The sequence below is a fragment of the Flavobacteriales bacterium genome (assembly GCA_016715895.1).
GTDB lineage: Bacteria > Bacteroidota > Bacteroidia > Flavobacteriales_F > PHOS-HE28 > PHOS-HE28.
In genome coordinates this window covers 1,071,674-1,091,786 of the sequence record JADJXH010000004.1, presented here as the reverse complement: position 1 = coordinate 1,091,786, position 20,113 = coordinate 1,071,674, and the positions used below count along the sequence as shown (strand labels likewise).

Sequence of the window (20,113 nt, the reverse complement as noted above, 5' to 3'; positions counted from 1 at the left end):
CTCAGCGTTCGCGTTCGTTGATCTCCAGGGCCGGCGTGCCGCGCAGCAGGTCCACGATGGCCTCGGCACCCAGGTGGTTGTCCTCCGAGCGCACCTCCATGATGAACTTGTCGTCGGTGCTCCGCGGGTCGGGGTTGCGCGCCGGCATGCCCGGCAGCGTCTTGTTGCGGATCAAGTAGGTGATGGCCATGCCGTGCGCGGCACAGAACACGGTGAACTCGAAGGCCACCGGGATGAAGGCCGGCAGGTTCTGATACAGGGTGAAGCTCGGCTTGCCCCCGATGTTCATGGGCCAGTCGTGGATCATGAAGTACCAGAAGCCCAGCATGGCCAGGCTCGTGCCCGTGATGCCGTACATGAAGGCGGCGATGCCCAGACGGGTCCGCTTCACGCCGATGATCGGGTCCAATCCGTGGATGGGGAAGGGGCTGAACACGTCGCGCACCTTGACGCCGGCGCTCACCAGCGTGCGCGCGGCGCCCTTCAGCACCTCGGGGTCATCGTAGACCGCGTATACGACCTTGTTGGCCATGGGCTCAGTGATGGTGATGTTGGGCCTGCTGCTTGTAGCTCTCGCCGCTGAGCTTCAGGATGCTCTTCAGCTCGTTGAGGGCCAGCACCGGGAAGAAGCGGGCGAACAGCAGGTACAGGGTGAAGAAGATGCCCAGCGTGCCCACGAAGATGCCCACGTCCACCCAGGTGGGGTGGAACATGTTCCAGGCGCTGGGCAGGTAGTCGCGGTGCAGGCTGGTGACGATGATCACGAAGCGCTCGAACCACATGCCGATGTTCACCACGATGCTCATGAAGAAGGTGAACGTGAGGTTGGTGCGCAGCTTCTTGAACCAGAACACCTGCGGGCTCACCACGTTGCAGGTCATCATGGCCCAGTAGCTCCACCAGTAGGGGCCGGTGGCGCGGTTGATGAAGGCGTAGCTCTCGTACTCCACCCCGCTGTACCAGCTGATGAACAGCTCGGTGATGTACGCCACGCCCACGATGGAGCCCGTGACGATGATCACGATGTTCATGTACTCGATGTGCTTGATGGTGATGTAGCTCTCGAGCTTCATCACCTTGCGCATCACCAGCAGCAGGGTCTGCACCATGGCGAAGCCGCTGAACACGGCGCCGCTCACGAAGTAGGGCGGGAAGATGGTGGTGTGCCAGCCGGGGATCACCGAGGTGGCGAAGTCGAAGCTCACCACCGAGTGCACCGAGAACACCAGCGGGGTGGCGATGCCGGCCAGCACCAGGCTCACCTCCTCGAAGCGCGTCCACGCCTTGGCGTTGCCGGTCCAGCCGAAGCTCAGGATGCCGTAGGCCTTCTTCATGCCCGGGCTCTTCACCTTGTCGCGGATGGTGGCGAAGTCGGGGATCAGGCCGATGTACCAGAACACGAGCGACACCGTGAAGTAGGTGCTGATGGCGAACACGTCCCACAGCAGGGGGCTGTTGAAGTTCACCCAGAGGGATCCGAAGGTGTTGGGCAACGGCAGCACCCAGTAGGCCATCCACACCCGGCCCATGTGGATCACCGGGAAGGTGACCGCCATGATCACGGCGAAGATGGTCATGGCCTCCGCCGACCGGTTCACCGCCATGCGCCAGCGCTGGCGGAACAGCAGCAGCACGGCGCTGATGAGGGTGCCGGCGTGGCCGATGCCCACCCACCACACGAAGTTGGTGATGTCCCAGGCCCAGTCCACCGTCTTGTTCAGACCCCACACCCCGATGCCCGTGCCGATGAGGTACAGGATGCAGCCGATGCCGTACAGGGCGATCAGGCTGCTGATGGTGATGAGGACGTACCAGGCGCGCGGGGCCTTGTTCTCGATGGGCGCCACGATATCGTTGGTGATATCGTGATAGGTCTTGTGGCCCAGGATGAGCGGCTCACGGATCGCGGATTCGGAATGCATGGGGTCCGGTCTGTTTTCCTTAGGCGTGATGGGCTTCGGCGGTCTCCTCTGTATTGCGCACCCGGGCCAGGTAGCTGACGTTCGGCTTCACGCCGATCTCCTCCAGCGCCATGTACGCGCGCTCCTCGCCATGCAGCTTCGCCACGCGGCTCTTGGTGTCGTTGAGGTCGCCGAACACGATGGCGCCCGTGCCGCAGGCGGCGCTGCAGGCGGTCTCCACCGCGCCGTCGGCCACCGGGGTCCCGGCCTTCTTCGCCTCCAGCTTGCCGGCCTGGATGCGCTGCACGCACAGGCTGCACTTCTCGATCACCCCGCGGCTGCGCACCACCACGTCCGGGTTCAGCACCATGCGGCCCAGCTCGCTCCACGCGGGGTTCACATCGGCGAACTTGTCGGTGACGTAGTTGAACCAGTTGAAGCGGCGCACCTTGTAGGGGCAGTTGTTGGCGCAGTACCGCGTGCCGATGCAGCGGTTGTAGGCCATCTGGTTGAGGCCCTCGTTGCTGTGCGTGGTCGCCGCCACCGGGCACACCGTCTCGCACGGTGCGTGGTTGCAGTGCTGGCACATCATCGGCATGAACACCACGCGCGGGTTGTCGCTGGGCACCTCCATGTCCAGGTACATGTCGATCTTGCCCAGGCCCTCCTCCTTCGCGCGCTCCTTGGTCATGTCGGAGCTGAAGTAGCGGTCGATGCGCAGCCAGTGCATCTCGCGGCTGCGGCGCACCTCGTCCTTGCCCACCACCGGCACGTTGTTCTCGCTGGTGCAGGCCGTCACGCAGGCCCCGCAACCCGTGCAGGTGTTCAGGTCGATGCTCAGGCCCCAGCGGTGGCCCACGCCCTCCACGGGGTGCTCCTCCCACAGGTCGAACTCCTTCACCGGCAGGCGGTCGCGCGCGTCGATGGCGCCGTCCTCGTTCACGTCCTCATGCACCGCCAGCTCGTGCTGGTGGTTGTACGTGCCCTTGGGGTCGTGCTTGCTCCAGGTCGCCAGGGTGGTCTCCTTCACCACGCTATGGCGGTCCATGTGGGTGAGGTGCGTCTGCGTGATGGCGATCGGGTGCGTGGTGCCCGTCGGGGTCACCGTCACATTGCCCACGGCCATGCTGGCGGTGCCGTTCACCAGGCTCACGAACGGCCAGGCATTGCGGCCCACCGGGGTGGCGCCGCCGTCATCGTTGGGCAAACAGGCGGCCTTGCCCACCTTCTCGCCGTTGGCACCACGGCCGTAGCCCACCGCGATGGCGATGGTGCCGGCCTTCTGGCCCGGGGCGGGCACCACGGGAAGCTGAAGCTCCACGCCGTTGGCGGCCACCGTCACCACGCTCGCGGGGCTTTCCTGGCCCAGGTAGGTCTGCAGGCCCAGGCGCTTCACGTCGCTCGGGGCCATCAGCACGTAGTTGTCCCATGTGACCTTGCTGAGCGGGTCGGGCAGCTCCTGCAGCCACGGGTTGTTGGCGTGGCGACCGTCGCCGATGCCTTCCTTGGTGTAGAGGACGAGCTCCCACTCTCCACCGGCGCCGGCGTTCTTCTTCGCCATGGCCGCCGCAGCGGCGGCGTCGGCCGCGAACGGCACCGGGGCGTTCGGGTTCGTGTACGCCTCGTACACGCCGTCGTGCAGGCTCGTCTGCCACACGGTGGCGAACGGCGATGCGGTGGCCGCATCGGCCCGGGCGGCCAGTGCGCCCTGCCAGGTGGCCTTGATGAGGTCGTGGTAGCTGCCCGTGCCTCCGGACCAGCGCACCAGGCTCTCCTGCCACTGCCGGGTGTCGAACAGCGGGCTGATCACCGGTTGGCTCAGCGCGTAGCGGCCCACCTTGGGCATGTGGTCGTCCCAGGTCTCCAGGTAGTGGTGGTCCGGGCACACCCACTGGCACAGGCTCGCGGTCTCGTCCGCATGGGTGCTCATGCACACCGTCAGGGCCACCTTCTCCAGGCCCGTTTTGAACTCGGCGGCATTGGGCAGGCTGTAGGCCGGGTTGGTGCCGGCGATCAGCAGGGCGCCCACCTGGCCGGCGTTCATGTCCTTCACCAACTGGGCCACCGCAGCGTCATCGCCCTGGAAGAACCAGGTGTGGTTGGCCAGGTCGATGGTGCTGCCATAGGCGCCCAGGAGGTCGTTGATGCGGTTGACCACCACCTGCACGGCCTCGTCGTTGCTGCCACAGAGCAGCAGGGCCTTGCCCTTGGCCGCCCAGAGGGCATCGGCCGCAGCAGCGAGCTGCGGATGTTCCATCCCGCCTCCGGCGGCAGGGGCTCCGGCCTTGCGGGCCACGGCATCGTGCAGCGCGATCACGGCGGCGGCCACTTCGCTCGGCTTGATGGCCACGCGCTCATCCGCATTGGCGCCCGTGATGCTCATGCGCGTCTCGAACTGCCAGTGCCTGCTCATGGACCCGTCCTCGGGACGGCGGCGGCTGGCGTACTGCCAGGCGTGCTCGGTGGTGCTGCCCCAGCTGCTCAGGAAGTCGCAGTCCACGGACACCAGCACATCGGCCTTGGTGAGGTCGTAGGACGGCATCACCCGGAGGCCGAAGCTCTTCAGGTTGGCGCCGGTCACGCCGGCGTAGCTGATGCTGTCCATCTGCACGTGGTCCACCTGGGCCCCGCCGGTGGCGGGCTGGCCCTCGGCGGCGGGCTGGGCGCCGTAGCGGCTGCGCAACTGGGCGATGGCGGCCTTGGCGCTGGGGCTGATCACCGTGGGCGTGAGCACCACGATGCGCTTTCCGCCGGTGCTGAGCTCGGCCAGCTTGCCGCTGATGGCCTTGTCGGCATCAGCCCAGGATAGGTCTTCCCAAGTACGGGCACTATCGCTCAATTCGTTCCTACGCGGGCCCTGCAGCCGCTCGCCGTCGTACAGCGACAGCACCGAGCTGTTGATGCGGGCGTTGATCGTGCCCTTGCCCAGCTTCGGGTTGCGGTTGATGCCGTGGCGCGGGTTGCCCATGATGTGGATGGGGCGGCCTTCGCGCGTCTTCACCAGGATGCTGGCGTAGTCCTGGCCGTCGTAGTAGGTGCTGGCGTACCAGGTGGGCACGCCGGGCACGATCTCCTCCGGCTTGTTGACGTAGGGGATGCTCTTGATCACCGGCGTCTCGCAGGCCGCCAGGCTGGCGGCGCCCAGGCCGAAGCCCAGGAACTTGAGGAAGTCGCGGCGGCCCGTGGTGGCTCCCGTCAGTCCCTTGTCCGCCAGCATCTCATCGATGGGCAGCGGAGCCTGGAACTCGTTCTCCCGGCCTTGGATCGCTTCGGAGGCCTGGTCCAGTTGGGCCAGGTCCTGCCAGTAACGCTTGGTGCTCGACATGCGGCGCGGCGGTGTTCTTAGTAGTGGCACTTGGCGCATTCCCAGCCGCCAAGCTCCTTCACGGTGATCTTCTCGTCCTCCAGGTACTCCTTCAGCTCGCGGTGGCCCAACTTCTCGTTCTTCTCCAGGCGGGCCATCACCTCATCGTAGTAGCCGTTGCCGGCCATCTTCACCTCCTTCTCGTTGTGGCACTGGATGCACCAGCCCATCGTCAGGGGGGCCCACTGTTCGGCCACGTCCATCTTCTCGTCGATGGGGCCATGGCACTCCTGGCATTCGAGCTTGCCCACCGCCACGTGCTGCGCGTGGTTGAAGTACGCGTGGTCCGGCAGGTTGTGCACCTTCACCCATTCGATGGGCTTCGGCGTGCCGGTGTAGGCCTTGCCATCCCACCCCGTGGCGTCGTGGATCTTCTTGATCTCCGCAGTGCTCCAGGGATTGCGCTGCGATTCGCCGACGGCCTGGTGGCAGTTCATGCACACGTTGGCCGTGGGGATGCCGGCATGCTTGCTCTTCTCGGCGCTGTTGTGGCAGTAGACACAGTTGATGGCCAGGTTGCCCTTGTCGGCCTTGCCGGCATGCAGCGTGTGGTCGAAGCGGATGGGCTGTTCGGGCTTGTAGTGCTCCACGGTGTCGCCGCCATACACCCCGATGGTGAGGGCCCAATCCCAGGCCGACACGATGCCCCAGGTGAGCAGCAGCAGGCCGAGCACCGAGGCGAAGGTCTTGTTGTGCCAGGCCCAATCCTTGAAGGACTGCCAAGCGGTGCGGTCCGGTGCTGGCCCCTGGCCCTCGGTCTCACGCACCGCATTGGTGAGGCTCTTGCGCACGCCGCCGAGGCTCAATGCGACCACCAGCAGCAGCAGGCCGATCACCAGCATCCACGGCCAGAACGGGACGTCCTGCGGTTCGCCCGCTGGAACCGGCTCCTTGCCGGGAGGCGGCGCGGGCGGCGCGTAGTTGTCCGCGTAGTAGAGCACCGCATCGATCTCCTCGTTGGAGAGCGCCATGGGGGTCATGACGCTCTTGTTCCACTTGGTGAAGAGCTCGTTGGCGTAAGCGTTGCCGCTCTTGATGACGTCGGTGCTGTTGCGCACCCACGCATAGATGTCGCCCTTGCCTTCCCACCGGGCGCGCGCATCCTTCAGCGCAGGGCCGGTCATATCCTTGTCCGGCTTATGGCAGCTGGCGCAATTGCCTTTGAAGACCTTTTCACCGGTGGCGTACAACGCAGCGTCCGCCGGCTGGGCCATCAAAGGCGCAACGGCAAGGGAGAGAGCAAGGACGAACAGTGCGTGGAACAGCCCGGGCGATCGGAGGGAGAACCTGGATGGACGCGGCATTCCGGACGTTTTAGGAAGGGGGACCCCCTTTTTGGACCGGCGCAAAAATAAACGGCGAAGCGTACGTGGGACAGGAGCGTGATGGGGATGCGAACACCGGTATGCTATTTAGGATCGTTCTAAACACGGGAACGCCGCGTCGGGCGCCGACTACCTTCGCAGCGCCATGCGCGTACACCACCTCCTTCCCCTCCTGGTGCTGCTCCACGCCGCCGCTCTCCGCGGTCAATCGGACGCGGACAGCAGTGCGGTGCGCTGGCTTGGTGACGCGCGCGCGCTGGAGTTCATGGCGGCCTATCCCACCCTGGACCGCGTGATCGAAGGGTATCGGGTGCAGATCCACCTGGGCAGCAAGACCGATGCGGTGAAGGTGCGGCAGGCGTTCCTGCAGCGCCACCCCGACGTGCCGGCCTACCTGAGCTACCTGGCGCCCAACTTCCGCATCCGGGTGGGCGACCTGCGCGACAGGGTCGAGGCGGAGCGGTTGCGACAGGAACTTCGTCCGGAGTTCCCGGGTTGCTATGTGGTGCAGGACCAGATCGAGCCACCAGCGCTCACCAAGGCCGGCGTGCCTTCCGCACCGTAGGCCGCAGTTCACATCAGATCACTACCTTGGGCACCCCTTTCGGGACCGTTCGCGGTGTTGCTGACCTCGCGTGTGCTGCGCGGGACGAAGCACCTTGCGCCCTTCCCGATCGGACCGGACCGTATGCGGAACGCAACGATCGCCTTCAGGAACGTCCTCCCGGCCCTGGCCGTCGGGATATGCGTTCCCACCTCCGCCCAGTACTTCCGCACCACGGATTATTGGAAGACACACCGCAACGAGATCACGATCGGCCTGGGCGCGTCCAACTTCCTGGGTGAACTGGGCGGCCGCGACCAGATCGGCAGTTCCTTCATCTGGGACCTGGAGGTGAGCCAGACGCGGCCCGCCTTCAGCCTGGGCTGGCGGTACTACCTGCGTGAACGCCTCAGCCTGCGCACCCAACTGGCCTACGGCGTGATGGCCGGCAACGACAACCTTACCGAGGAACCCGCGCGGAAACGGCGCAACCTATCGTTCCGATCGGACCTTTACGAACTGGCCCTGATGCTGGAGGTGCACCCCTTTCTGGAGGAACTGGGCCACCTGTACGACATCCGGGGCGTGAAGGGGCAGAAGTCCTCCCGCATCGGCCTCTACCTGTTCGGCGGTGTGGGTGGCTTCTACTTCAATCCCAGGGCCAAGTTCAACAATGCGTGGGTGGACCTGAAGCCGCTGCGCACCGAGGGCCAGGGGATGGAGGGCGGCCCCGACGAGTACAGCAACTTCAGCCTGTGCATCCCCATGGGCATCGGCATCCGCAAGCAGCTCAGCAAGGTGCTCAGCGTGGGCCTGGAGGCGCAGTACACCAAGACGTTCACGGACTACATCGACGACGTCAGCGGCAACTACTACGACAATGACCTCATCGCCGAGGCCAACGGTGGCATCGGCTCGGAATCGGGCGAACTGGCCGCCTTCCTGGCCGATCCGCAGCCCGAAGCGCTCCGCTACAGCGAAGGCGAGCAGCGCGGCGATCCCGACGACCTGGACGCCTACCTCTTCCTGCGCGCGCAGGTGCACTACAAGCTGTACAAGTACAAGACGCGCAGCAAGAAGTACCGCACGCGCCTGCGCCGCCAGAAGATCGTGTTCTGAGCCCGGTCCGGCCCGACAGGCCGGATCCGAGCACTTCCCTGCCGTCCAGCTCCAAGGCGAACGCCGTGTTCCGCGCGGCACCTCGAACATCGAAGCCACCGCATGGATCCCGCTCACGAGCTTTCCATGGGATACTGGTAACCCATCGGATACTGAGGCTGCGCCGCGATCGCACCTCCAACAACCTTGAACAAGGTCGGCACATCGCGGCGGCGGTCGATCATCGTTGTACCGGATCGAAGACCCGGTTCTCGGTAGGTAGAGGGTTCAGCGACGAAAGCCGTTCTCGCGGACGTCTGGAACAGTCACTGTGGTGAGGCGGTCGGAGCCTGCGGGCGGCGACCGAAAACATGTATGGCCATACATACTTCCGGTACCGGCGCTGCGAGGGTGCTCGGTCCGTAGCAACCCGCGCGCAATGTCGAGCACGACGCTGGTCAGGCAGCCTTGGACCCCGCCACATCCAGCAAGCCATCACATTGACCAAGAGCGGTCGGCAGGAAATAATAACACCCTCAGATACAAGGGAATAGAGTGACCTTGGTCGATATAGGCCCACGGCCGAAGTATGCATGGCCATACATACTTCCCGAACCCAAGCGTCGCGGAGGCCCCGGCGGTCGATGACCACCATCGCCCCTGATCGCGTCACCGCCTGAACGCGACGGGGCCGCCCAATGGGCGGCCCCGCGGCCATCGGTGCGGTGCACCGGTCAGTCGTTCAGCGTCTGCTTCACCTCCACGAGCTCGAAGGCTTCGATGTGGTCGCCCACCTTGATGTCGTTGAACTTCTCCACGTTGAGGCCGCACTCGTAGCCGTGGGTCACCTCCTTCACGTCGTCCTTGAACCGCTTGAGGCTGCCGAGGTCGCCGGTGTACACCACGATGCCGTCGCGGATCACGCGCACCTTGTTGGTGCGCTTGAGCTTGCCGTCGAGCACGAAGCAGCCGGCCACCGTACCCACCTTGCTGATCTTGAAGGTCTCGCGGACCTCGGCGGTGCCCACCACCTTCTCCACCTCCTTGGGCGCGAGCATGCCCTCCATGGCCTGCTTGATCTCCTCGATGGCGTCGTAGATGATGGAGTACATGCGGATGTCGATCTCCTCGGTCTCGGCCAGCTTGCGTGCGCCGGGGGTGGGCCGCACCTGGAAGCCGATGATGATGGCGTCCGAGGCGGTGGCCAGCAGCACATCGCTCTCGGCGATGGGGCCCACGGCCTTGTGGATCACGTTCACCTTGATCTTCTCGGTGCTGAGCTTGAGCAGCGAGTCGGTGAGCGCCTCCACCGAGCCGTCCACATCGCCCTTCACGATGATGTTGAGCTCCTTGAAGTCGCCGATGGCGAGGCGGCGGCCGATCTCGTCCAGGGTGATGTGCTTGTGCGTGCGGATGCCTTGTTCACGCTGCAGCTGCTGCCGCCGCGTGGCGATCTGGCGGGCCTCGCGCTCATCCTCCAGCACATAGAAATGATCGCCCGCATTGGGCGCGCCGTCCAGGCCCAGGATGGAGACCGGGGTGGAGGGGCCCGCATCGTTGACGGCCTGCCCGCGTTCGTTGAACATGTTGCGCACGCGCCCACTGAACTGACCGGCCAGCAGCACGTCGCCTTTCCGCAGGGTGCCGCCTTCCACCAGGATGGTGGTGACATAGCCGCGGCCCTGCTCCAGGGTGCTCTCGATCACCACGCCCATGGCGCGTTTGGCGGGGTCGGCCTTCAGGTCCAGCATCTCGGCCTCCAGCAGGACCTTGTCCAGGAGGTTCTCGATGCCGATGCCCTTCTTGGCGCTGATCTCCTGGCTCTGGAACTTGCCGCCCCACTCCTCCACCAGGATGTTCATCTGGCTGAGCTCCTCGCGGATCTTGTCGGGGTTGGCCCCCTCCTTGTCGATCTTGTTGAGGGCGAAGACCATCGGCACGCCGGCGGCCTGCGCGTGGTTGATGGCCTCCCGCGTCTGCGGCATCACGCTGTCGTCCGCCGAGATCACGATGATGGCGATGTCCGTCACCTGGGCGCCGCGGGCGCGCATGGCCGTGAAGGCCTCGTGGCCCGGGGTGTCCAGGAAGGTGATGTGCTTGCCGTTCTTGAGCTGCACACTGTAGGCCCCGATGTGCTGGGTGATGCCCCCGGCCTCACCGGCCACCACGTTGGCATTGCGCACGTAGTCCAGCAGGGAGGTCTTGCCGTGGTCCACGTGGCCCATCACGGTGACGATGGGCGGACGTGGCACCATGCGGCGCTCATCGTCGGCCTCCATGGGGATGTTCTCCTGCACCTCGGCGCCCACGAACTCCACCTTGAAGCCGTACTCGTCGGCGATCACGGACAGCGTCTCCGCGTCGAGGCGCTGGTTGATGCTCACCATGAGGCCCAGGCTGAAGCAGGCCTTGATGATGTCGGTGACGGGCACGCCCATCATGGAGGCCAGTTCGCTGGCGGTGACGAACTCGGTGACCTTGAGGGTCTTGCCGGCCAGCTCGCGGGCGGCCTGCTCTTCCTCGAAGCGCTGGAAGCGCTCGGCGCGCTTGTCGCGGCGGATCTTCGCGCCCTTGCTCTTGCCGCCGGTGAGGCGCGCGAGGGTCTCGCTCACCTTCTTCTTCACGGCGTTCTCGTCGAGCTCGCCGGGACGGCCGCCGGGGCGGCTGGCGGCATCGCGCTGCTCCTGCTGCACGGCCCTGTCCACGTTCACCGGACCGGGCTTCACGATGCGCTTGCGGCGCCCGCGTTCGCCACCCTGGTCGCCGCGGTCGGCCGGCTTGCGTTCCTTCTCCACCGGCAGCTCGATCTTGCCCACGGTCTTGGGGCCGGTGAGCTTCTCGGCCCGCGCACGGATGAGCTCCGGTTCGGCGGGGGCGGCCGGCGTCGGCGGGGCCACCGGTGCGGGCGGCGCGGCGGGAGGCGCGGCAGGGGGCGGCTCGGGTGCCGGGGCCGCTTCAGCGGTGCTGCGCGAGGCGGGCGTCTTCTTGCGCGCGGTCAGGTCGATCTTGTCCAGCACCTTCACCGAAGGCTTCTCCACCCGGGCCTTGATGGTCTCGGCGGCGGGCTTCACCTCCGGTGCGGCGGCGGGCTCAGCAGCCGCGGGCGTCGGGGCCGGCGCGGGCTCCTCCGCCACCGGTCGGGCGGCCGGCTTCTCGGGCGCGAGACTGATCGTCTCCCGCTCCTGACGCAGTTGCACGGTGGCCTTGCTCTGCTCCTTGATGGCCTTGTCCGTACCGAACTCGGCCAACAGCAGGTCGTAGAGGTCCCCGGCGATCTTGGTGTTGGGGTTGCTCTCCACCTTGTGGCCCTTCTTCTCCAGGAACTCCACCACGGTGTGGAGCCCGAGGTTGAACTCGCGGGCCACCTTGCTCAACCGCACACCTTTGTCAGCTGCTTCGCTCATTCAGTTCGCGTTGTCCGTTCTCCGTGCGGTCCCCCGGCTCAGCTCTCCAGCTCGGCCTTCAGGATCCGCACCACTTCATTGATCGTTTCCTCCTCCAGGTCGGTGCGCTTCACCAGCTCATCCACCGGGATGTCCAGCACACTGCGCGCCGTGTCGCAACCGATGGTCTTCAGTTCGTCGATGATCCAGTGCTCGATCTCGTCGGCGAACTCCTCCAGGTCCACATCGTCGGTCACCTCATCGGTCTCGCGGTACACATCGATCTCGTAACCGGTGAGGCGGCTGGCGAGCTTGATGTTGTGGCCGCCCTTGCCGATGGCGAGGGCCACCTGATCGGGCTTCATGTACACCTCGGCGCGCTTGTGCTCCACGTCGAGCTTGATGTTGCCGATCTTGGCCGGGCTCAGCGCCCGCTGGATCAACAGCTGCTCGTTGCTGGTGAAGTTGATCACGTCGATGTTCTCGTTGCGCAGCTCGCGCACGATGCCGTGGATGCGGCTTCCCTTCATGCCCACGCAGGCGCCCACCGGATCGATGCGGTCGTCGTAGCTCTCCACGGCCACCTTGGCCCGTTCACCCGGCTCGCGCACGATGCGCTTGATGGTGATGAGGCCGTCGGCCACCTCGGGCACCTCCTGCTCGAACAGCTTGGCCAGGAATTCCGGCGCCGTGCGGCTCAGGATCACCACCGGCGTGTTGTTGCGCATCTCCACCTTCCACACTACCGCCCGCACGCTGTCGCCCTTCTTGAAGAAGTCGCTCTTGATCTGCTGGTCCTTGGGCAGGATGAGCTCGTTGCCCTCATCGTCCAAGATGAGCGTCTCGCGCTTCCACACCTGGTACACCTCGCCGGTCATGATCTCGCCCACCCGCTCCTTGTACTTGTTGTACAGGTGGTCCTTCTCGAGCTCCAGGATGCGGCTCTGCAGGTTCTGCTTCAGGCTGAGGATGTTGCGGCGGCCGAAGTCGGCGATCTTCACCTCCTGGCTCACCTCCTCGCCCACCTCGAAGTCGGGCTCGATCTTGCGGGCCTCGCTGAGCTCGATCTCCAGGTTGTCGTCCTCGCTCATGCCGTCCTCCACGATCACGCGGTTGAGCCAGATCTCCAGGTCGCCCTTGTCGGGGTTGATGATGATGTCCACGTTGGCCTCCTCGCCGAAACGTTTCTTCACCACACCCCTGAACACATCCTCCAGGATGCCCATCATGGTCACCCGGTCGATGTTCTTGATGTCCTTGAATTCCCCGAAGGATTCGATGAGGTTCACGGTGCTCATGGCACGGTCATTTGAACTTTAGGCTGGCTTGTGTGGATCGGATGTCGGCGAAAGGCAGTGCAAGCACATCGTCGTCCAGCTTGTCGGGCCGGCCCTTCACCTTGCTCGGGAGCAGCGGCCGCAGGTGCAGGCGGGTGGCCTCCACCGCCTCCAGCCGCCCCTCGAGGGCACGGCCGTCGGCGAGCTTCACCACCACCAGGCGGCCGGTGTGCTTGGCGTACTGGGCGGGCACCTTGAAGGGGCGGCCCATGCCGGGGCTGCCCACCTGAAGCTCCAGGTCGTGCCCCTGGGCGTCCAGGTCGTCGCGCAGGGCGCGGTTCAGCGCCACCAGCTGCTCCAGGGTGATGGCCTGGGGGTCGTCCACCTCCACCACCACCTTGTCGCCGGGGCGCACCTCCACGTCCACCAGGAAATGACCGGTGCCCGCCAGATGGCGCTCCACCAATTCCCGCATGTGGCCTTCGGTGATCATTGTGCCTGACCGCCGGGGAACAAAAAAGAGGGGCGGTCCCCTCTTCCTCGCTCAACCGACTGACGGTGCAAATGTACGCAACAGCGCCGAACGGCCAAGCGGATCAGTCGAAGGCCTGCATGTCGCACAACCGGCGATAGTGCCCCCCGGAGGCATGCAGCACGGCGTGCGTGCCCCGCTCCACGATGGCGCCGTCCACCACCACGCAGATCTCGTCGCAGTGCTGGATGGTGCTCAACCGATGCGCGATCACCAGGCTGGTGCGCCCCTCCATCATCCGGAAGAGCGCGTCCTGCACCAGCCGTTCGCTCTCGGTGTCCAGCGCGCTGGTGGCCTCGTCCAGGATCAGGATCGGCGGGTTCTTCAGCACGGCCCGGGCGATGGCCAGGCGCTGTTTCTGCCCGCCGCTCAGGCGATTGCCCATGTCGCCGATGCCGGTCTGATACCCGTTCTCCAAGCGCAGGATGAAGTCGTGCGCGTTCGCGATCCGGGCCGCGCGCTCGATCTCGGCCGTGGCCACCCCGGGCTGCCCGAAGGCGATGTTGTTGGCCACCGTGTCGTTGAACAGGATGCTGTCCTGGGTCACGATGCCCATCAGGGCCCGCAGGTCCTTGAGCTTCAGGTCCCGCACATCGTGGCCGTCGATCAGCACACGACCACCGGTGACGTCGTAGAACCGCGGCAGCAGACCGGCGAGCGTGCTCTTGCCTCCTCCGCTGGTGCCCACCAGCGCCACGCTGCGGCCCTTGGGCAGCACCAGGTCCACGGTGCGCAGCACGGGCCGCTCGTCGTAGGCGAACTGCACGCCCTCGAACACCACGCGGTCGGTGAAGGCGGCGATGGGCCTGGCATCGGGGCGCTCCTTCACGCTGTTCTCCACGGCCAGCAGTTCGAAGATGCGCTCGGCACTGGCCCCCCCCTTGCGGATCCAGTAGTAGCCCGTGGTGAAGCTCTTGGCGGGCGCCAGCAGCTGGCTGAAGAGGATGATGTAGCCGATGAAGGCGCCCCCGCTCAGGCTGGGGTCCTGCCCGATGACCAGGCTGCCGCCCAGATACACCAGCGTCACCATCACCAAGGCCCCCAGGAACTCGCTCAACGGCGAGGCCATGTCGCGCCGCCGCAGCGTGAACACGTTCAGTTTGTTGAGCATCTCGTTCTCGCGCCGGAACCGCCGCCGCATCTGCTCCTCGCCGTTGAAGGCCTTCACCACCCGCATGCCGGTGAGGGTCTCCTCCACGGTGCTCAACAGGTCGGCGGCCTTCTGCTGCGCCCGGAGGCCTTCCTTGCGCAGGCTCTTGCCGATGCGGCCGATCAACAGCCCGCTCAGTGGCAGCAGCAGCAGGGCGATGAGCGTGAGCTTCCACGAAATGCCGATCATCAGCGCCAGGGACAGCGTGATGGTGATCGGCTCGCGGAACACCATCTCGATGTAGTTCATGATGCTGAACTCCACCTCCTGCACATCGTTGGTGATGCGCGCGATGGTGTTCCCCTTGCGTTCACCGGTATGGAAGCGCATGGGCAGGTCCAGGATCTTGTCGTACACCTCGTTGCGCAGGTCACGCACCGCCCGGTTGCGCAGGATGCCGATGGCCCAGAGCGCGAAATACCGGAAGAGGTTCTTCAGCAGGAAGCACAGGGCCACCACCACGCAGATGAAGACCAGCCCGCCCATCTGGCCGTGCTCCAGGATGTAGGCCGCCATCCGCCAGTTGAAGAGCTCAGGCAGGCGCTTGAGGCCCTCCAGGCTGAGGTCCACCACGGGCCGGGCGGTGGGCGGCGGCGCCTGGCCGAAGAGCAGGTTGAGGAAGGGGATGAAGACCAGCAGCGAGCCCAGGTGGAACACGGTGCTCGCCAGGTTGAACACCACGTTGAGCACCGCGTAACCCCGGTAGGGCCGCGCGTAGCGCAGGACGCGGAAGAAGTTGCGCATGCCGTGCATCCCCGCTTCCACAGGGCGGGGCCAAAGGTAGCCGCCCACGCCGCGGCGGCCCGGTATCTTCGCCGCCGATGGACAGCATCCGACAGAACAAGGTGAACAGCCTGCTGCAGGAGGAGCTCGCCGGGGTGTTCCAGACCGAGGGACAGCGCCTCCTGCCCGGCAGCCTCATCACTGTGAGCGCCGTGCGCGTGAGCCCCGACCTGGGCGTGGCCAAGGCCTACCTCAGCCTGTTCCCCGTGAAGGACAAGCAGGCCGCGCTCGACCGCATCCGCGACGAGGCCCACCACCTACGGGGGCTCCTGGGCCGCCGCATCGGCAAGCAGATGCGCGTGGTGCCCGAACTGCTCTTCTACATCGACGACTCCCTCGACCGGGCGGAGGCGATCGACAAGCTGCTGAAGAAATGACGAAGCTTCAGGTCTCAAGCGTCAAGCCCAAAGCCGGTCACAACCGTTCACAGGGTACTTGTGCGGTGCGCTTTGGGCTTGGGCGGTTGAGCTTGAGCCTTGAGAATTGACCATGCAATACGACCCCGTCAAGCGCCAGCTCGGCTCCGTCTTCAACCGCTCGCCCTTCCTGCGCAAGCTGTTCTACGGCCTGCTGGACCTGCTGCTGCTGCGCGCCTGGCATGTGCACAAGGAGCTCAAGGCCTGGGCCCGGGACAAGCGCGACAAGGCCCTCCACATCTACGATGCCGGCGCGGGCTACGGCCAGTACAGCTACTGGATCAGCGGGCGGCTGCCCCAAGCGCGCATCACCGCCATCGATGTCAAGGAGGAACAGGTGGCGGACTGCAAAGGCTTCTTCCAGGCCATCGGCCGCCCGCAGGTGACGTTCCAGGTGGGCGACGTGACGCGCTTCCAGCAGCCCGGGGCCTTCGACCTGGTGGTGTGCGTGGACGTGATGGAGCACATCCTGGAGGATGAGGCGGCACTGCGCTGCTACAGCAGCTCGCTGAAACCCGGCGGCATGCTCGTCATCAGCACGCCGAGCGACCAGGGCGGCAGCGATGTGCACGACGAGGGCGAGGGCTCCTTCATCGAGGAGCACGTGCGCGACGGCTACAACATCGACGACCTGAAGGCGAAGTGCCTGCGCAACGGCTTCAGCAGGGTGGAGGCGCGCTACAGCTACGGCACCCCGGGCAAGATCAGCTGGCGCCTCAGCATGAAGTGGCCGCTGCTGCTGCTCAACACCAGCAAGCTCTTCTTCCTCATCCTGCCCGCGTACTACCTCATCACCTACCCGGTCGCCTACGTGCTCAACTGGCTTGATGTGTCCATGAAGCACGCCACGGGCACGGGGTTGATCGTAAGGGCTTGGAGGTGAAGTAGGCGTTCAGTCCGCCGGATCAGGTTCCGGAATGGAAGTCGCCCCCTGCTTGGACCTCCTCCCCTTCGGCAGGATGCGATAGGCCACCACCGCGATCAGTTGCTGCGTCCACAGTGGTGAGAGCTGTCCGTCCGTATGGTCCTTGATGTCGGCAAGCCCTCGGTAAAAGCGAATGCCGACGTTCCATCGTTCAGCGATCGTTGTCGTGAGCTTGGCCGCGAGCCCGATGTCGAAGGCGCGCAAGCCGAGTTCCCGCGTCTCTGTCACCGTGGTGGAGCCAGGCACGAACATGAGGTCGCGGATGAAGCGGCCCTTCTGCGCGGCCAGATAACCGCATTGAAAGCCCGCGCCAAGCTGTAGGCGCCATGCATCAACCTCCACCAGCATGGGCAGCGACACATAGCCCAACCTACGCTCCGCCGAATTGGGCATGAACTCGCCGATCCAATACTCATCCCGACCGCTGATGCAGGTCCAATGGATGCCCGTCGCGAAATGCAGCGGCCCACTTAGGACGTGGCGAACCTGGAGACCGGCCGACCAACTAGTGCCGAAGAAGATCTTCTGAGACTCGCCGCGACCGGTAGCCGGCATGAGATCGGTGGGCAGTCGACCAAGACCCGCCCCGCCGAACACGGAAAGCTGCCACTGACCAAGCACCGCCGCCGGGAGCAGGGTCAGGCATATGAGGATGGGTTTCATGACCTTGGGGAGCTGCGCCCTTCGAAGTTATGCGGCGAACGATCTTCACGCCGTGAACCTGCCCCTCCTTTTCGCCCGTCGGTATCTGCTGGCCTCCCGCAAGGCGGCCGGGCGGCGCACCAACGCGATCAATCTGATCACCTGGATCAGCATCGTGGTGGTGGCGGTGGTCACCGGGGCCATGGTGGTGGTGCTCAGCACACTGAACGGCATCAACCAGCTCGTGGACTCCATCTACAGCCCCTTCGACCAGGACCTCACCATCACGCCGGCCCGTGGGAAGACGCTGTGGCGCGACAGCCTGGACGTGGAGGCGCTGCGCACGGCCGCAGGGGCCGAACGGGCCAGCTGGGTGATCGAGGAGAACGTGCTGCTGCAGTGCAACGGCCAGCAGGCGGTGGCCACCCTGAAGGCCGTGGAACCGCAGTACCTGGCCATGAGCGGCATGGAACGCCACCTGTTCAGCGGCGAACCCGTGCTGGAAGGGGTGCAGGGACCTTCGGCGCTGCTGGGGCTCGGCCTGAAGATGGACCTCGGTGTGCCCCTGGACGACGGCATCCTGACACCGCTGCGCATCAGCGCCCCGGTGCGCGGTCGCAAGCTCAGCACCTACCAGCGGCGCGCCTTCGAACAGGCCGATGTGGCCGTGAGCGGCACCTTCAGCATCAACATGGAGTTCGACACGCGCTACGTGCTGCTGCCCCTTGACCTCGGCGCCACCCTGCTCCACTACGAACGGGAGGCCAGCGCGATGGAACTGCAACTGCCCGATGGGGCGGACACCGATCGTGCGGCCGACGCGCTGCGCCACGCGCTGGGCGACCGGTATGTGGTGCGCACCCGGAACCAGAAGAACGCGCTGATGTACAGCACCAACGCCAGCGAGAAGTGGTTCACCTTCGTGGTGCTGAGCTTCATCGGCCTCATCGGCGCGTTCAACATCATCGCCTCGCTGACGATGATGATGATCGACAAGCAGGGCGACATGCGGACCCTGATGGCCCTGGGCGCGGATGACCGGCTGGTGCGGCGCGTGTTCCTGATCGAAGGCCTGCTGATCGTGGGCGTCGGCGCCGTGGCGGGACTTGCACTGGGGTTGGGGCTCTGCTGGGCCCAGCAACGGTTCGGGCTGCTCACCCTCAGCGGCTCGGTGGTGGACAGCTATCCGGTGCAGGTGCTGCCAGGGGACCTGCTGCTCGTGATCGGTGCCGTGTCCGTGATCGGACTGTTGACCACCTGGCTGCCGCTGCGCGCGCTGAGCCGCCGCTTCCTCTACGCCACCGCCGCCAGAGCGTAGGTCGCCTTCACCTCGTCCAGGATGGCCTCGATGATGGCGGGATCGCGCTCGGTGCACAGGCGCAGGCGCACCTCCTTCACGTTGGGCAGACCCTTCAGGTAGTTGCCATAGTGGCGCCGCATCTCCACCACGCCCTCCCATGGGCCCTTCCAGGCCAGTGAACTGCGCAGGTGCTGGCGTGCGGCCTCCACACGGTCGGCCACGGTGGGCGGGGTGCGGTGCGTGCCTGTGGCCATGTAGTGCTTGATCTCGTTGAAGATCCACGGGTGGCCGATGCTCGCGCGGCCGATCATCACACCGTCCACACCGTAGCGGGCGCGGTTCTCCACGGCCTTCTCCGGTGTGTCCACATCGCCGTTGCCGAAGATGGGGATGTGCATGCGCGGGTTGTTCTTCACTTCACCGATGAGCGTCCAGTCGGCCGGGCCCTTGTACAGCTGGGCGCGCGTGCGGCCGTGGATGCTGAGCGCGGCGATGCCCACATCCTGCAGGCGTTCGGCCACCTCGAGGATGTTCCTGCTCTTGTCGTCCCAGCCCAGGCGCGTCTTCACGGTCACGGGCAGCTTCACGGCCTTCACCACCTTCTCGGTGAGGCGCACCATTTTATCCACATCGAGCAGCAGGCAGGCGCCGGCGCCCTTGCTCACCACCTTGTGCACGGGGCAGCCATAGTTGATGTCGATCAGGTCGGGACCGGCGGCCTCGGCAATGCGCGCGGCCTCCTCCATGGCGTCCTCGCTGCCCCCGAACAGCTGGATGCCGATGGGGCGCTCGGCCTCGAAGATGTCGAGCTTCTTCAGCCCCTTGGCGGCTTTGCGGATGAGGCCCTCGCTGCTGATGAACTCGGTGTACATCAGGTCGGCCCCGTGCTGCTTGCACAGCGCACGGAAGGGCGGGTCGCTGACGTCCTCCATGGGGGCCAGCAACAACGGGAACTCCGGCAGCTCGATGGAGCCGATGCGGGGCATGAGCGAAAGGCCGGCAAAGGTACGGGATGGCCACGCCCACGCCCGGTTCACTACTTTTGCGCCCCCATCCGGAGAGATGGCCGAGTGGTTGAAGGCGCGCGCCTGGAAAGTGCGTATACCTTAACAGGGTATCGGGGGTTCGAATCCCTCTCTCTCCGCCAAGCCGCCCCGCGAAAGCGGGGCGTGTTCGTTCCGGGAAGCGTGGTGAGCTTGCTCACCAAAGCGGACCGGAATGAACACCTGCCCGCGCAGCGGGCATGGCTTGTAGCCTCCCCCTCCGGGAAGGCGCGTCTCGCGCAATCCCTCTCTCTCCGCCGATCAGCCTCGCGAAAGCGGGGCCTGTTGTTCCTGGGTGCGTGCGAGCTCGTTCGCGAACGCGACCGGGAACAACAAGCCGGGCCGCGAAGCGGAGCCGGGCTGATCGAAGCCCTCCCCCCTCCGGGAAAGCGCGTCTCGCGCAATCCCTCACTCCGAGAGGCAAAGTCCT

Annotated in this window: 15 protein-coding genes and 1 tRNA gene; 6 read left to right on the top strand and 10 right to left on the bottom strand. The window is 65.6% G+C overall.

All coding sequences use genetic code 11. The annotated features are described in order from the left end of the window. Position 1: 1 nt before the first annotated feature. Genes IPM49_13265 through IPM49_13250 form a run of 4 tightly spaced genes read right to left on the bottom strand, consistent with a single transcriptional unit; the run spans position 2 to position 6,479 of the window. Positions 2 to 532 carry a DUF3341 domain-containing protein gene (locus tag IPM49_13265; GenBank protein MBK9275489.1) on the bottom strand — a complete coding sequence of 177 codons (531 nt, stop codon included), beginning with the start codon at positions 530 to 532 and terminating at the stop codon, positions 2 to 4. Between the two features lie 4 nt (positions 533 to 536). Next, a complete protein-coding gene (gene nrfD, locus IPM49_13260) occupies positions 537 to 1,922 on the bottom strand; it encodes a polysulfide reductase NrfD (protein MBK9275488.1) in 1,386 nt (461 codons plus the stop codon). 19 nt (positions 1,923 to 1,941) lie between these two features. After that, positions 1,942 to 5,226 (bottom strand): TAT-variant-translocated molybdopterin oxidoreductase, encoded by a 3,285-nt coding sequence (locus IPM49_13255; GenBank protein MBK9275487.1) that lies wholly within the window; start codon positions 5,224 to 5,226, stop codon positions 1,942 to 1,944. Between the two features lie 17 nt (positions 5,227 to 5,243). Continuing rightward, positions 5,244 to 6,479: a c-type cytochrome gene (locus IPM49_13250; GenBank protein ID MBK9275486.1), complete on the bottom strand. Its 1,236-nt coding sequence runs from the start codon at positions 6,477 to 6,479 to the stop codon at positions 5,244 to 5,246. A gap of 256 nt (positions 6,480 to 6,735) precedes the next feature. On the opposite strand from IPM49_13250, the gene IPM49_13245 reads away from it, so the two are divergent. Further along, positions 6,736 to 7,155 (top strand): SPOR domain-containing protein, encoded by a 420-nt coding sequence (locus tag IPM49_13245; GenBank protein ID MBK9275485.1) that lies wholly within the window; start codon positions 6,736 to 6,738, stop codon positions 7,153 to 7,155. A gap of 123 nt (positions 7,156 to 7,278) precedes the next feature. Next, a complete protein-coding gene (locus tag IPM49_13240) occupies positions 7,279 to 8,253 on the top strand; it encodes a hypothetical protein (GenBank protein MBK9275484.1) in 975 nt (324 codons plus the stop codon). A 713-nt stretch (positions 8,254 to 8,966) separates the two neighbouring features. Here the strand turns inward: IPM49_13240 and infB are convergent. The 4 genes from infB to IPM49_13220 all read right to left on the bottom strand — a co-directional run bounded on the left by infB (position 8,967) and on the right by IPM49_13220 (position 15,339). Continuing rightward, positions 8,967 to 11,636 carry a translation initiation factor IF-2 gene (gene infB / locus IPM49_13235; protein ID MBK9275483.1) on the bottom strand — a complete coding sequence of 890 codons (2,670 nt, stop codon included), beginning with the start codon at positions 11,634 to 11,636 and terminating at the stop codon, positions 8,967 to 8,969. A gap of 38 nt (positions 11,637 to 11,674) precedes the next feature. Beyond that, positions 11,675 to 12,913, bottom strand: coding sequence for a transcription termination/antitermination protein NusA (gene nusA / locus IPM49_13230; GenBank protein ID MBK9275482.1), 1,239 nt, complete (start codon positions 12,911 to 12,913; stop codon positions 11,675 to 11,677). Positions 12,914 to 12,920: 7 nt separating this feature from the next. Continuing rightward, positions 12,921 to 13,367, bottom strand: a complete 447-nt coding sequence (locus tag IPM49_13225; protein ID MBK9275481.1) for a ribosome assembly cofactor RimP — start codon at positions 13,365 to 13,367, stop codon at positions 12,921 to 12,923. 121 nt (positions 13,368 to 13,488) lie between these two features. After that, a complete protein-coding gene (locus IPM49_13220) occupies positions 13,489 to 15,339 on the bottom strand; it encodes an ABC transporter ATP-binding protein (protein MBK9275480.1) in 1,851 nt (616 codons plus the stop codon). A gap of 56 nt (positions 15,340 to 15,395) precedes the next feature. Between IPM49_13220 and rbfA the strand changes: the two genes are divergently transcribed. Then, the gene (rbfA, locus tag IPM49_13215) at positions 15,396 to 15,734 is read left to right on the top strand and encodes a 30S ribosome-binding factor RbfA (GenBank protein ID MBK9275479.1); all 339 of its coding nucleotides are present in this window, start codon (positions 15,396 to 15,398) and stop codon (positions 15,732 to 15,734) included. Between the two features lie 112 nt (positions 15,735 to 15,846). After that, positions 15,847 to 16,656, top strand: a complete 810-nt coding sequence (locus IPM49_13210; GenBank protein MBK9275478.1) for a class I SAM-dependent methyltransferase — start codon at positions 15,847 to 15,849, stop codon at positions 16,654 to 16,656. Positions 16,657 to 16,665: 9 nt separating this feature from the next. On the opposite strand, the gene IPM49_13205 is transcribed toward IPM49_13210, so the two are convergent. Next, the gene (locus tag IPM49_13205; protein MBK9275477.1) at positions 16,666 to 17,361 is read right to left on the bottom strand and encodes a PorT family protein; all 696 of its coding nucleotides are present in this window, start codon (positions 17,359 to 17,361) and stop codon (positions 16,666 to 16,668) included. A 52-nt stretch (positions 17,362 to 17,413) separates the two neighbouring features. On the opposite strand from IPM49_13205, the gene IPM49_13200 reads away from it, so the two are divergent. Further along, a complete protein-coding gene (locus IPM49_13200) occupies positions 17,414 to 18,658 on the top strand; it encodes an ABC transporter permease (protein MBK9275476.1) in 1,245 nt (414 codons plus the stop codon). Here IPM49_13200 and dusB read toward each other — a convergent pair. Then, entirely contained in the window at positions 18,634 to 19,626 is a 993-nt protein-coding gene (dusB, locus tag IPM49_13195; GenBank protein ID MBK9275475.1) for a tRNA dihydrouridine synthase DusB, read from the bottom strand. The two genes, IPM49_13200 and dusB, sit on opposite strands and share 25 nt — an antisense overlap. 70 nt (positions 19,627 to 19,696) lie before the next feature. Here dusB and IPM49_13190 point away from each other — a divergent pair. Beyond that, positions 19,697 to 19,787: transfer RNA gene (locus IPM49_13190), tRNA-Ser, on the top strand. The last annotated feature ends 326 nt before the right edge of the window (positions 19,788 to 20,113 follow it).